The sequence below is a fragment of the Shewanella sp. SW24 genome (genome assembly GCF_025653395.1).
GTDB classification, from domain to species: Bacteria; Pseudomonadota; Gammaproteobacteria; order Enterobacterales; family Shewanellaceae; genus Shewanella; species Shewanella oncorhynchi.
In genome coordinates this window covers 161,911-176,018 of sequence record NZ_JAKKSH010000009.1, presented here as the reverse complement: position 1 = coordinate 176,018, position 14,108 = coordinate 161,911, and the positions used below count along the sequence as shown (strand labels likewise).

The following is a 14,108-nucleotide window of genomic DNA, read 5'->3' as shown; positions in this document are numbered from 1 at the left end:
GAGTCGCCGCGGGAATTGTTGGGATAACGCACCAATGGAGCGTTTCTTTAGAAGTTTGAAATCTGAGTGGATACCCGCTAGTGGTTATGGGAATTTTACAGAAGCAGATAAAGAGATCACAAATTACATCACTGGATACTACAGTGAGACCAGACCCCATCAATATAATGGTGGGTTAACGCCAAATGAGTCAGAACGTTTATATTGGAATGACTCTAAAACCGTGGCCAATTTTACTTGACCACTACACTCTTAACTAACATCATCAATGAGATAGAGTGAGATAGAGAGGAGATAGAGAGAGAGATAGAGAGGACAGCCATATCTTTTTGTGTTTTCTTGCCCTCTAGACTAGGCTTTAAGTTATCCTAATTTAGCCAGTACGGTGACTTGTGATGACTTCGGCTAGAAGACAATTAATTGATGCCAATGCAACGCCTTTCTATCATGTGATAAATCGCTGTGTTAGAAGGGCTTTTTTGTGTGGTGAGGATAAACTCACTGGTCGCAGTTACGAGCATCGACGTGGCTGGATTGTTGATAAAATCAAAGTCTTGTCCGCTATTTTTTGTATTGATATTTGTGCCTATGCGGTGATGAGTAATCACTATCATTTAGTGCTTAAAATTGATGTCGACAAGGCGAAATCGCTAACGCAAAAAGATATTATTCGCCGCTGGTGTCAAATCACTAAAGGCCATGCTGTCGCCACTAAGTATATGAATGGTGATGCTTTAATCGACGGTGAAGCGATGTTACTTGATGCATTTCTCGCCGAGTGGCATGAGCGACTGAGCAGTATCTCTTGGTTTATGCGCTGTTTAAATGAAGAAATTGCCCGTAAGGCCAATCGTGAAGATGAGTGTAAAGGTGCTTTTTGGGAAGGCCGTTTTAAGTCACAAGCCTTGTTAGATGAGCAAGCACTGCTGGCGTGCATGATGTATGTCGATTTAAATCCTATTCGAGCAGGGATTGCCGACTCTTTGCAATCCTCTGATTTTACATCGATTCAGGAGCGCGTGAATGCGCTTAATCCTCATAGCAACGCGCCCCAACTGGCCAAAACTACCGCAGATAACCTACAGCAAATACCACATAAAGCCCTCGCAAAATTTGATGGTTCAACACTTCAGAATCAGCAAACGGGTATTCCGTTTCATTTTGCTGATTATCTTGAGTTAATAGATTGGACGGGACGAGCCATTCGCCTTGATAAAAAAGGTTATATTGATAATCAGCTGCCAAAACTGCTCGATGAATTAGGCATTTCGTCCGATGCATGGCTCACTTCAGCCAAAGAGTTTCGCCGTCAATACAGTGGCATAAGTGGTCGATGGGATAGTATGTGCGAGTTTAAAAAGCAGCACAACAGCGGCAAATGGTGTAAAGGTAAAGCCTCAAGCCAAGCGTTACATCCTTAAGTTCATCGCTGCCCACGATTCAGCGCTTAGAATTATTTTTGTTTATCCGGAATGCAGAGAATTCCGTGCAAAACATAGCTCATTTCTGCCCAATAGAGTGGTGTCTATAATCGTTAAGATTAGATCTAGCCTTTAAAACCAACAGGTTACGCAAGCACTCGAAAGGCGTGCCATGATGATTAGCGAGACGACCGTCCGCCCCATGGACGGGGCGGTCGAGCATCCACGGATGGACTGGCTGCGAGTCGGTGAGTGAATGCCATGACAAGCCATTATGAATGGCTTGCAGCAACAGCTAAACATACAAAAGACTAAATTAACTGGTCATCCAACTCAATTTTCATAAAAAAACCAAATAAAAAGGCGGCCAGCGAAATTCGCCTTGCCGCCCCTATCCTTTATTACTTTCTAGCTTCAAGATGGCTTCTCAAAGTCTTTTATATTGCTAGAGATTTCAAGGCTATTCACTTCGAAAGGCATAACTAAACTTAAAGCCGTCTTGCCTCGATCACACTATCGACTTGGGTCAGTTTAGATAACACTCGCGATAAACCATCGAGGTTATAAAGCTCCAGTTCCAACTCAATCGCGGCGGTCTGATTTTTAGTGTCAGATGACGAGCTCATGGCTAATACATTGGATTTTTCGGCCGCCAGCACTGAGGTTAAGTCACGCAATAAACCACTGCGATCGTGGGCCAATACCCGCAAACGCATCCGATAACCGCCGGAGTAATTTTCGCCCCAGACCACATCGACACCGCGCTCTGGGTGAACCCGCATTAACTCTTTAACTTGTTCACAATCAGCGCGATGCACAGAAATGCCACGGCCTTTAGTGATAAAACCTAAGATTTCATCTCCGGGAACTGGCTGACAACAACGGGCGATATGGTTAAGCAAGTTACCCACACCGTTGACTTCAACCTGACCACGGCCACTGGAGGTCGGCTTATGTTGGCCTTTCTTAACTAATTCTTCGACCGCATCTTCTTCTGACACTTCGTCGAGTCGCAGACGGCTTTGAATATGGTTAACCACTTGATGCAGACGCACATCACCGCCGCCAATGGCCGCCAGTAAGTCATCCATGCTCGCCATATTAAAGCGCTCGACCGCGATGGCCGCGTCTTTAATTTTAAGGCTCACCCGCGCGAGTTCGGATTCAAGCATTTCTTTGCCGGCGACAATATTCTTGTCTCTGTCCTGCTGCTTAAACCAATGCTGGATTTTCGAACGCGCCCGCGAGGTACGGATATAACCTAAGTTAGGGTTAAGCCAGTCACGCTTAGGGTTGGGCTGTTTCGAGGTGATGATCTCGATACGCTCACCCGTTTCAACCTGATAGGTGAACGGCACAATACGGCCATCAACCTTAGCACCAATACATTTATGCCCCACTTGAGAGTGAATGTAATAGGCAAAGTCGAGCACGGTTGAGCCCAGTGGCAAGTCGACGACTTCACCGCTTGGGGTGAACACATAGACTCTATCTTCAAACACTTGGCTGCGCACTTCTTCGACCAAGTTGCCACTTTCGACCACGTCTTCCTGCCATTGCAGAATTTTACGCAGCCAGTTAATTTTTTCTTCGTAGCCGCTTTGCTTACCGGAATGATTGCCTTCTTTGTATTTCCAGTGGGCGGCCACACCCAGCTCTGCATCTTCATGCATGTCTTGGGTACGAATTTGAATTTCAACGGTTTTGCCCTCAGGCCCCACCACCACCGTATGAATCGATTGATAACCGTTAGGTTTTGGGTTAGCGACATAGTCGTCAAATTCCCGAGGAATATGGTGCCAAAGCGTATGCACCACACCTAACGCGCCATAACAATCCTGCAGACGTTCAGTCACGATACGCACGGCGCGCACGTCAAACAACTCATCAAATTTAAGGTGCTTGCCCTTCATCTTGCGCCAAATACTGTAGATATGTTTCGGCCGGCCGTAGACCTTAGCGCGAATTTGATCTTCATCTAATCTTTGTTGCAACTGACTGACAAACTTGTCGATAAAAACTTCACGATCCAGTCGTTTGCCATCTAATTGCCTAGCAATGTCTTTATAGGTATCAGGATGCAGATAGCGGAAAGAAATATCTTCCAGCTCCCACTTTAATTGACCAATACCCAAACGGTTAGCCAGCGGCGCGTAAATATCGGCAATTTCACGGGCCAGCAGCACGCGAGTTTCTTCGTCGGCATTTTTCACCGCCCGTAGTAAACACACACGCTCGGCAAGCTTAATCACCACAGCGCGCACATCTTCAACCATAGCCAATAACATGCGGCGGATATTGTCGATTTGCGGCTCGGTTGAACGACTATTAGGATTGATTTTCAAGGCGCCAATCGCGTTCATGGTCACGACACTCGCGACTAAACGCGCCAGCGGCTCACCAAATTTCTCTTGGATGGCTTCTTCGGTCAGTAACCCAGCATCGAGCACCACAAACAAAATTGCCGCTTGCAGGGTTTCAATGTCCATGTTTAGCGGTGCGAGGATTTCAATCATCTCTCGAGCACGTTCGAGCAGTTCTCTCTTCGCCGCAGGACTCTTGGCGGGTAAGGCGTCAATCTGCCCTATCAAAGAGAGTAGCATCTGCGCTTCATCGGCATGACCAACATAGCGAGCTACCCAATCTTCTAAGTGAAAATCGGGATCATTAAAGTGCGCTTCGCGAACAGAGACCATCTAATTTATTTCCTTATCCGTGCTCAGAGAGAAAGTGGGCACCACTTCAGCTCTCCTATCTTCAGCATTGGCGCGAACTTGTCAAACCCAACCGACGTAATAATCACATTTTTTACGTTATTCAAACGCTTTGCTTACTTTGCCAGCGCAAATTACTTGGTTAATTCAAACAGTGCCATGGCTTCGATATGGTGTGTTTGTGGGAACATGTCGATAAGTCCCAATTGCTGTAATCGGTAACCGCGCTCTAACAGTACTGCGCTATCGCGGGCCAAGCTTGCAGGATTACAAGATACATACACGACTTTGCGCGGCTTCATCTTCTTAAGCCATTGCAAGCTTTCAAATGCCCCCGCACGAGCGGGATCGAGCAGTAATTTATCAATCTTGCCCATCCAAGGCTCAAGGGATAAATCCGCACTTAAATCGCCGTGGTAAAAGGTCAGTTTATCCAGATTGTTAGCTTTCGCGTTCACCCGTGCCTGAGTCACCATTTCGGCAACCCCTTCGACGCCAATCACATCCGCGCCCATTTTCGCTAAGGGCAAACTGAAATTACCCATGCCGCAGAACAAATCCAAAATGCGCTCATCTGGCGCTGGCGCTAACCAATCCATCGCTTGAGCGACCATGGCCTTGTTAATCTGTCCGTTCACTTGCACAAAGTTACCGGGTGTGAAACTTAAGCTCACCGCATCCGACTGCGCATTTTCATCTAACAGTTGATAAACAGGTAACACTAACTCAGCGCCGACGCCTTGGAATAGCCCTTCGTTGTCCTGCAGACAAATATGGATCTGATGCAGCTCAGCAAAGGCTGACAACTTTGCGAGATCTTTATCGTTTAACGCCTTAGTGATCCGCAGCACAGCGAAGTGACCATTATCGGCGGCAATCAACTCAAGATGGCCTAAGCTGGCTTTAGCCGACAATTGGTTCAGTAACTTAGCAAAGGGTACGATCAAGTCCGATAACGGCTTAGCTAACACCAGACATTGACTGATTGGCACCACACTACTGCTACTGGCGGCGCGAAAGCCTAAACTTAAGTGCTTGGTATTTTTATCAAATAAAGTTGCAAGACGGGCGCGGCGACGATAATGCCAACCTTCACCCGTTAATGCGGGTGATAACGTGCCGCCTTCGGCACCGGCAAACTTAGCCATAATATCCAGCAACGCGGCTTCTTTATGCTCACGCTGACCCGATAATGACATATGCTGTAAGTCGCAGCCGCCGCAGGTGTGGTAGTGTGGACACTCAGGCTCAACGCGCTCAGGACTTGATGAATCGACTTTAATCAACTTGGCACGGGCATAATTTTTCTTTTGCTCGGTGAGCTGTACCGTTACGGTTTCATCGGGCAAAGCGCCAGGGATAAACACGACTTTACCTTGATGTTGTGCTATACCAGCACCTAAGTGATCGAGCTGTTCTACGCTCAGCGATAACTTAGCCGACAACTGTTTGGAACTATTTGGTTTTGCTTTAAAAAATTGCGCCATTTCGGCCTCTAAATCAATAAAATACTGGCAAAGACCGCCCTCTTTCTGGCAGTCTTATAAAATTATCTTAGTCTCTGTCACAGGAAACACCGCCGCTGCTATGAACCCTGTCAACAACATGACCAAATACAGCCTACGTTCTTGGGTTCTTGTGCTGGCGCTCGCGCCAACAATCTTGGTCGGTATCCTTCTGGGCAGCTACTTTACCATAAACCGTTTTTATGAGCTCGAAGATACGCTCGTCGAACAGGGCAGCAATATTATCGAGCCACTGTCGATTGCCAGTGAGATCGGCTTAGTGGCGAATGATCGCGAGGCGACCAAACGCTTACTCGCGGCGGCACAGCTCAACAAATCCACCTTAGTAAAATCCATCGCGATTTTCGATGCTAATAATCAACTCTTTGTGACCTCCCACTATCACAAAGACTTTGAGATTATGCGCTACAAAGAAGCACTCAACACGCTGCATAAAACCGAAATTGAACATGTGGACGACAGCCTTATTTTACGGACGCCCATTTTTGCCACAGGCCCCATTGCTGCTCCCGCTAATTACGATATCCAGACAGACGATGGTCATCTTTTAGGTTATATCTCGATAATAATCAATAAAGAACGCGCCTTGTTAGATCAACATAGAGCCGCAGTCGCCGCCTTTATTATCGTGTTGATCGGCGTGCAGTTAAACCTGCTATTTACTTTCCGGCTAGTGAAAAACGTCACTCAGCCCATTACTGAAATGGTGCGCGTCGTCGCTAAAATCCGTGAAGGTAAATTGGACGCCCGCTTAGATGGCAACTTGATTGGTGAGCTGGACTTACTCAAACGCGGCATCAATGCCATGGCAGGTTCGTTGTCAGAATACCATGATGAGATGCAGCAAAATATCGACCAAGCGACGTCGGATCTGCGGGAAACCTTAGAGCAGATTGAAATCCAAAACGTCGAGCTGGATTTAGCTAAAAAACGCGCCCTAGAAGCCAGCCGAATTAAATCTGAATTCTTAGCGAATATGTCCCACGAGTTACGTACGCCGCTCAATGGCGTTATCGGTTTTGCTCGGCAATTAGTCAAAACACCATTGCATTCGAGCCAAGTCGATTACATCAAGACCATAGAACGCAGCGCCACTAACCTGCTGGGTATCATCAACGACATTCTCGACTTTTCTAAACTCGAAGCCGGTAAAATGGTGTTAGAAAACATGCCCTTCGGCCTTAGGGAAACCATAAGCGATACGATTACCTTGATCTCCGGCAGCGCCCAGGCCAAAGGCCTAGAACTCGTCGTCGATATCGCCCCCAACGTGCCCGACAATGTCAATGGCGATGCTATGCGCGTATGCCAAATCATCAATAACTTGGTTGGTAACGCGATTAAATTCACTGACTCTGGCAGCGTGATGGTCAAAATCGAACTGCAGAGCCAATCGGATGAACAAGTGGTACTGCGCTGTGATGTGGTCGACACAGGTATCGGCATCGATGAAAGCCAGCAGGACTTTTTATTTCAAGCCTTTGGCCAAGCAGACTCGTCGATTTCGCGCCGCTTTGGTGGCACCGGCTTAGGTTTAGTGATCACTAAACGTTTAGTGAATCAAATGGGTGGCCAAATCGGCTTTACTTCATCCCCAGAAAAAGGCTCAAACTTCTGGTTCAGTTTGCCGCTCGGCTTAGGTCAATTCCAAATCGGTGACTCACTGCCGCTCGAAAAACTCAAAGACAAAACCATACTGTTTTACGAACCGCGGGTACTCACCCACGCAGTATTAAGCCGCCAATTGAATCAATGGGATACAAAAGTCACCCATCATCAGCATATTCCAAGCTTGTTGACTACGCTCACCACGGCCGAAGCGCCATACGACTATGTTCTCTTGAGTTGCCATGGGTTTAGCGATTCAGCACAACTGGTAAGTACACTAAACTTAGCGAAGACCAAAACAGATTGCCTTATAGTGCTATACGATTGCCAAGAACAGGATGCCTTAACCCAATTTATTCGCCCGAATGCCGATGTGGTGTTGTCTCTGCCAGTCAGTGAGCATCAGCTTGCGCGCAACTTACTCTATCCACCGATGGAGTACGACATCATAGCCCCTGCGACAATATCAACGCCGGTTGCGCGCCAATCTTTAACCGTGCTCGCGGTAGATGATAACTTTGCCAACTTAAAACTGATTGATACTTTACTCAGCGAATTAGTGACGACTGTGGTTGCCGTCAACAGTGGTGATGAGGCAGTTAAACAGGCGAAGACTCGCACCTTCGACTTGATCTTTATGGATATCCAAATGCCTGGCACAGATGGCATTAGTGCCACGAAGCAAATTCGCCAAGGCTCGATGAACCGCAACACGCCGATAATTGCCGTGACAGCCCATGCCATTGCCGAAGAACGCGAACTGATTTTAGGCAGTGGTATGGACGGATATTTACCGAAACCTATTGATGAAGCGGCGCTCAAAGACATTATTCATCGCTGGATCACTCGACCTAAGTTCACCCATTTTGACCTGCATACGCTGAACTGGGATTTATGCTTAACCCAAGCCAATCACAAGGCCGATCTCGCCTTAGATATGCTCAGAATGTTGCTCGACTCATTGCCGCAAACCGTGGCGACGATTCAAACGGCGCTAAGTCAAAACGATCACCCTGTCATGCTCAGTACTATCCATAAGCTGCATGGTGCGAGCTGCTACTGCGGCGTGCCCACCACACAAAGGTTATGCCAAGAAATTGAATCAGCACTAAAACGTGAAACATCGGTTGAAGATCTCGAACCCGAAATACTAGAGTTACTTGATGAGTTAACTAAGGTAGAATCTGCGGCAAATCAAGTGATATCACAGCTATCAGCGGAAATAACAGATGACCAAAAAAACGGGCTTCTTTAAACGTCTCAAGGCGTTAACACTGCCACAAAAACAACTCTTTGCCACTGCACTTTGCCAACGTATGTTGCCCAACTATCAACTGTTTTCCGAAGTTTGTGAGTTTGGCGATCCTACTGTGTTGAGTACCGCATTAGAACTATTGTGGCAATCCCAGTACGACTCCAAGCTCAAATTCAATGTCGATGTGCATCTGCAACGCTTGGAAGATAACACCCCAGATCCTGCTGATTTTGAAGCCTATGGCGTCTACCCTGCTATGGATGCAGTGGTCGCCATATCGACCTTACTGGGTGCGATTCAAGGCAAAATTGAAGAAGACATAGTCAATATCAGCAAATTGTCATCCAGCACAGTGGCTAACTACATCGAAGCGATCAGCGATGTCGATTTGGTGGATGAAGCATTAGATGATTTCGTTTTCGCCCATGAAGTCATGGAAGAAGAGAAAGAATTACAAAATTCTCTGCTGGAAATTATTGAAGAAAATCCGAAGATCACTGCAGAACTGGTCAAAGGTTTACGCAAAGACATTATCGAAGCTGGCGTATCAAATATCGGTATCAGCGTCGCTTAATTGATAGGGGTGCTTGGGGTTACTCAAGCACCTATTATCCATGCAGAATAAGAAAGGGATCATCGTTTTACACCCTCACCAACGAATCCCGTCAAAGATATCCAGTTGCTATAAATAGCATCAATAAAGATTGAGTTATTCCAATGAGAAAGATTGTTTATCAAGGATTTATCTTAACCAATAGCGAAGGACGCACCGACAGTTGGAAACTGACCATCAAAGATCAACAGCGTATCGGTTCTTTATTTGAACTACGGCGTTTAGTGGGATACTTCTTAGAACTCGGCATACTGCCCGCGACACGCTCCAGCCTGCAAGACGCAAAACAAACGCAAAACACCATGAGCAAAAACACCGTAAAACCTAAAAGACGCTAAAAATCAGTTCCCTTATTAAAGAATAACTCGGTTAAATCAACGCATAGAGAATAACTCTGGCGCCTTTGACTGCATAAACTCAATAAAGACTCTTACCTTTAGCGGCTGCTGGCTGCGCTGATGATATAAAATCGAAATTCGCCTCTGTTCGCCAATCCATTCAGGCAGTAATACTTTGAGTTTTCCCTCTTTAATCTGCTGTTTTACAAATAGTTCAGGACCATACAAGATCCCGCCATGGCCTAAGGTCGCCTGAATCGCTCCGTGTAAATCCGTGAGGGTGAGCTTAGTCGGGCCATTAAAATAAAAAGACTCGCCGCTTGGATGCTTTAAATGCCAATTAAACAGCGGCCAGACTTTTATCAGTTGATGGGCTTCAAGATCATCGGGATGCTCAAGTTTAGGTGCCTGAGCCAAATATTCTGGTGTGGCAAACAGGCAATAGTCGAGCTCGCCTAAGGTACTCGACACCCAAGAAGAATCAGGCTGAGCACCGCCAACAATCGCCACATCTATGCCTTTGTCGATCAAATCGACTAACTCATTGCTCTGGGAAATGTGCAAACGGATATCTGGATACAAACGGCCAAACTCATTCAATGCCTGAATAAACACAATGGAAATAATCGAAATCGGCGCGGCGATGCGTAAGGTTCCCTCGGGTTTATCACTGCCTAAACCACTTAGTTCATCAAATTGAGCAACCACACTCTGGTAGCGTTGAAAGAGCGCCAGCCCTTCCTCTGTCAATCGTAACTTGCGGGTGCTGCGCATAAAGAGCTGTTTATCGAGCTTCTCTTCCAACTTCGCTAACTTGCGGCTCACAGTGGCGATGGGCATATCGAGCTCCTTCGCCGCCTGCGAAAAACTGCCCGCATTGACTAAATGCACAAAAAGATAGACAAGTTGTAGTTCAGCGCCTAAATCATCACTCATTGCATATCCTAATTTCACATATTGGGTATTGACGTTAAAACGCTAAATTCACTAAGTGATTGTGTTTTAAATCATTGAATTATTCACTTATACGACCATAGCGCAATAGCCTTAGATTGAAATGGTATGTTATTTTGTGGCGAGTTTTACTGCGCTGGCGCTAAATCTGGCTCTAAAGTGACATAAAAAGAAGCAAGTGCTGTAACTCTGTCCACCAAGAATCATAGCGACAGTAAAATGACGACGGTGGGCGAGTTTATTCAAATTTAATCGTAAGGATGAGTGAGGGAAATGACCATTTTAACCCCTCTGTTTGCCGTCTTCGGGATCATGTTGCTCGGTACACTAGTGCAAAAACTAAAACTCTTGCCCGTCGATACGGATCAAGTGCTAAACCAATATGTCTACTATATTGCGTTCCCTGCAATCATGCTTATCGCCCTCGCCCAGCAGCCGATTGACGAGATTTTGCAATGGGGATTTATTGCGGGCTACAGCACAGCTATGGTAATCACTTATCTTGTCTGCCTTGGGCTATCGCTGATCGCTAACCCTAAACAGCATGCGGTTGCCGCTATTCGAGCCCTCAATGCCACCTTTGGTAATACGGCATTTATTGGTATTCCACTGCTCATCATCCTCTTTCCGCAGCAACAAAGTGCCTTAGTCGCCGCCGCGATTGCCAGCTTATTATCCGTGCTGATGTTTGCCGTCGCCTTAGTCTCGATGGAACTGGCCACTAACACCCAAAGACAACACCACGCCTTAGTCATAATGGCGATGGCGGTCGGTAAAAACCCTATCGTTATTGGTAGCTTAATTGGCGTCGGCATTTCGGCGCTAGAGATAAAACTGCCGTCAGGGCTGGCGCTAATGATCCAGCAAATAGGCAATACCTCAAGCCCCTGCGCCCTATTTGCTATCGGCATGGTACTCGCCAAAGCGATGCGCTACCAGAAAGATAGCAGCGTATTTAGCCCCAAGAATTTTATCGAACTGAGCCTTATCAACCTCTTCAAGCTGGCTATCCAACCTGCACTCGTCTACTTTATGCTTAACCGTTTTGGAGTAAGTGGTGACTACCTGATCATGGGCGTGATCTTGAGCGCACTGCCCACCGCGGCTAGCGTGTACTTACTTGCCCAGCGTTATAACACTCAGGCTTCAACCAGTGCTCAAGGCATTCTATTTGGCACCTTAGTCACTTTCTTCAGTTTACCTATCTTAGAAAGCTTAGTAAGAACCTATGCATAATCAGTTAATTAAAAATATTTACTACCGATAATGCCGATTATTTACCCAAGCCACTTTACTGTATATAAAATCAGTATATACTGTTTATCAATACAGTGGTTTGGTATGTTTTTCGACAGGAATTCACTATGCTTTGCCAACTCAGCATTAATAACTTCGCTATCGTCCGTTTTTTAGAACTGGATTTTCGCCCCGGTATGACCAGCATCACAGGTGAAACTGGTGCGGGTAAATCGATTGCCATCGATGCGCTAGGCCTATGCCTAGGCAATCGCGCCGATGCCAGCAGTGTTCGTCCCGGAGCCAATAAAACCGAGGTCAGCGCCCGCTTTTCCTTGGATGATATTCCATTGGCGAAACGTTGGTTAGAAGATAACGATCTTGAACTCGATGATGAATGCATACTACGTCGGACCATTGGTAGCGATGGCCGTTCACGCGCCTACATCAATGGGAATCCAGTGCCGCTGACGCAACTCAAATTACTGGGTCAGTTGCTCATCGGTATTCACGGCCAACATGCGCACCATGCGATGTTAAAAAGTGAACATCAACTCACCCTGCTCGACAGTTATGCCAACCACAGATTACTTATCGATACGGTTGCCGCCAGCTTTCAACGCTGCAAGCAAATTGAGGCTGACCTAAAACAACTCGAAGCCTCACAGCATGAACGTATTGCCCGTAAGCAATTAGTGCAATATCAAGTAGAAGAACTCGATGAGTTTGATCTTAAAGTTGATGAGTTCGATGAAATTGAGCAAGAGCACAAACGCTTAGCCAATGGCACTGAGTTGATTGACACCTGTCAAGCGAGCTTAGATATACTCACTGAAGGCGAAGAGAACAACATAGAGTCGTTGCTCAATCGAGTCGTTTCCCTCGCCGAAGATCTGCAAAGCTACGATCCTGCATTAAGCAATATCAACACAATGCTCAATGATGCCTTAATCCAAGTGCAAGAAAGTGCCGGCGAATTACAGCACTATTTGAGTAAGCTTGAACTCGATCCAACCCACTTTGCCTATTTAGAAGAACGGCTATCAAAAGCCATGCAACTGGCGCGTAAGCATCATGTTAGCCCGAATAAACTGGCCGAGCATCATTTAGCATTAAAGGCTGAGCTAAGCACCTTAGACAGTGATGAAAGTAAACTTGAAGAAATTCAGCTTCAAGTCGAGGCAAGTAGAGCCGCTTATCTTAGCAATGCGCAAAAGCTCAGCCAAAGCCGTGCCCGCTATGCTAAAGAACTCGACAAACTGGTGACTCAGTCAATCCACGAACTGAATATGCCTAAGGGTAAATTTACGATCGAAGTCAATTTCCACCCCGAGCAAATGTCAGCCAATGGCAGTGACAATATCGAATTTATGGTAACCACTAACCCTGGCCAACCTTTGCAACCGATTTCGAAAGTCGCGTCTGGCGGTGAGCTCTCACGGATAGGGCTAGGGATCCAAGTGATTACCGCGAAGAAAGTTGCCACACCGACATTAATTTTCGATGAGGTGGATGTCGGGATTTCCGGCCCCACCGCAGCAGTGGTGGGCCGCATGTTACGCAGCTTAGGGGAATCGACCCAAGTACTGTGCGTGACTCACTTGCCGCAAGTTGCGGGCAATGGTCATCAACACATGTTTGTCGATAAATTTAATAAGGCAGGCAGTACTGAGACCACAATGAAATCGCTCGATCGTGAGCAGCGTATCCAAGAGCTTGCAAGACTGTTAGGTGGCGATACTATCACCAGCAATACCCTCGCGAACGCAAGGGAACTGCTGCAATAGTAGTATGAATCAGATAACGAATGAGATCGCTAACCGCTTGAATCTACACACTCTATATCACAAGCTAAGGGGCTATATCAAAGCTAAGAATTAGTTGTTGGTCATGCTAACTAACATGTCAGGTTAACTATCATGTTAGGTTAGCGATAATGTTAGCTAACACACCAGACTAGCCCTTGCAGACAAATAAACGAAAACACGCCCGCTAAGACATCGTCAATCATAATGCCAAAGCCACCATGAACTTTGGCATCGAGCCATCGAATAGGCCAAGGCTTGATGATGTCGAAAAAGCGAAATAGACCAAAGCCGACTAACAACCAACCCCAACCTGCTGGTGCCGCTATCATAGTGATCAGTAGCCCAACCACTTCATCCCACACAATCGCACCGTGATCGTGAACACCCATATCTTGAGCGGCTTTACCGCAGATATAAAATCCCGCAAATGCGCTCAATAAGGTTAAGCCGATATACCAAGTGAGCGGTAATGGCGCCATCAATAAATAGAGGGGAACTGCGGCCAAAGTACCGAAGGTGCCAGGCGCTTTAGCGGCGAGCCCGCTACCGAAACCGAGTGCCAAAAAGTGGACAGGATTTTTTAATGACAGGCGCGTTAGCACCTGATCCTTTGACAACCATTTCATTAACATGCT

Annotated in this window: 11 protein-coding genes; 7 read left to right on the top strand and 4 right to left on the bottom strand. The window is 46.5% G+C overall.

What is annotated here, in order from left to right; genetic code table 11:
- Nucleotides 1-241: integrase core domain-containing protein (locus tag L5M17_RS09945; RefSeq protein WP_263147013.1), on the top strand; the 241-nt coding region annotated here is incomplete at its 5' end.
- 154 nt (nucleotides 242-395) lie between these two features.
- Nucleotides 396-1,421, top strand: a complete 1,026-nt coding sequence (locus L5M17_RS09940) for a transposase (protein WP_263147011.1) — start codon at nucleotides 396-398, stop codon at nucleotides 1,419-1,421.
- A 488-nt stretch (nucleotides 1,422-1,909) separates the two neighbouring features.
- Here L5M17_RS09940 and relA read toward each other — a convergent pair whose 3' ends face one another.
- Both relA and rlmD read right to left on the bottom strand, forming a co-directional pair.
- Nucleotides 1,910-4,117, bottom strand: a complete 2,208-nt coding sequence (relA, locus tag L5M17_RS09935) for a GTP diphosphokinase (RefSeq protein WP_263147008.1) — start codon at nucleotides 4,115-4,117, stop codon at nucleotides 1,910-1,912.
- Between the two features lie 152 nt (nucleotides 4,118-4,269).
- On the bottom strand, nucleotides 4,270-5,622 hold the full coding sequence (gene rlmD / locus L5M17_RS09930) for a 23S rRNA (uracil(1939)-C(5))-methyltransferase RlmD (RefSeq protein ID WP_263147004.1): 1,353 nt from the start codon (nucleotides 5,620-5,622) through the stop codon (nucleotides 4,270-4,272).
- Nucleotides 5,623-5,722: 100 nt separating this feature from the next.
- On the opposite strand from rlmD, the gene barA reads away from it, so the two are divergent.
- The 3 genes from barA (at nucleotide 5,723) to L5M17_RS09915 (ending at nucleotide 9,475) form a co-directional block, all read left to right on the top strand.
- Nucleotides 5,723-8,524: a two-component sensor histidine kinase BarA gene (gene barA / locus L5M17_RS09925; RefSeq protein WP_263147002.1), complete on the top strand. Its 2,802-nt coding sequence runs from the start codon at nucleotides 5,723-5,725 to the stop codon at nucleotides 8,522-8,524.
- The gene (locus tag L5M17_RS09920; protein WP_028761381.1) at nucleotides 8,499-9,098 is read left to right on the top strand and encodes a YjaG family protein; all 600 of its coding nucleotides are present in this window, start codon (nucleotides 8,499-8,501) and stop codon (nucleotides 9,096-9,098) included. Before barA ends, L5M17_RS09920 begins: the two co-directional genes overlap by 26 nt.
- Nucleotides 9,099-9,241: 143 nt before the next feature.
- Complete coding sequence (locus L5M17_RS09915) at nucleotides 9,242-9,475, top strand: DUF3319 domain-containing protein (RefSeq protein ID WP_131523583.1); 234 nt, start codon at nucleotides 9,242-9,244, stop codon at nucleotides 9,473-9,475.
- 36 nt (nucleotides 9,476-9,511) lie between these two features.
- On the opposite strand, the gene lldR is transcribed toward L5M17_RS09915, so the two are convergent.
- Nucleotides 9,512-10,411 carry a LysR family transcriptional regulator LldR gene (lldR, locus tag L5M17_RS09910; RefSeq protein WP_105251752.1) on the bottom strand — a complete coding sequence of 300 codons (900 nt, stop codon included), beginning with the start codon at nucleotides 10,409-10,411 and terminating at the stop codon, nucleotides 9,512-9,514.
- Between the two features lie 291 nt (nucleotides 10,412-10,702).
- On the opposite strand from lldR, the gene L5M17_RS09905 reads away from it, so the two are divergent.
- Together L5M17_RS09905 and recN are read left to right on the top strand one after the other, a co-directional pair.
- The gene (locus L5M17_RS09905) at nucleotides 10,703-11,665 is read left to right on the top strand and encodes an AEC family transporter (RefSeq protein WP_263146999.1); all 963 of its coding nucleotides are present in this window, start codon (nucleotides 10,703-10,705) and stop codon (nucleotides 11,663-11,665) included.
- Between the two features lie 128 nt (nucleotides 11,666-11,793).
- Entirely contained in the window at nucleotides 11,794-13,452 is a 1,659-nt protein-coding gene (gene recN, locus L5M17_RS09900; protein ID WP_131523581.1) for a DNA repair protein RecN, read from the top strand.
- Between the two features lie 152 nt (nucleotides 13,453-13,604).
- On the opposite strand, the gene L5M17_RS09895 is transcribed toward recN, so the two are convergent.
- A complete protein-coding gene (locus tag L5M17_RS09895; RefSeq protein WP_263146996.1) occupies nucleotides 13,605-14,099 on the bottom strand; it encodes a phosphatidylglycerophosphatase A in 495 nt (164 codons plus the stop codon).
- Between the last annotated feature and the right edge of the window lie 9 nt (nucleotides 14,100-14,108).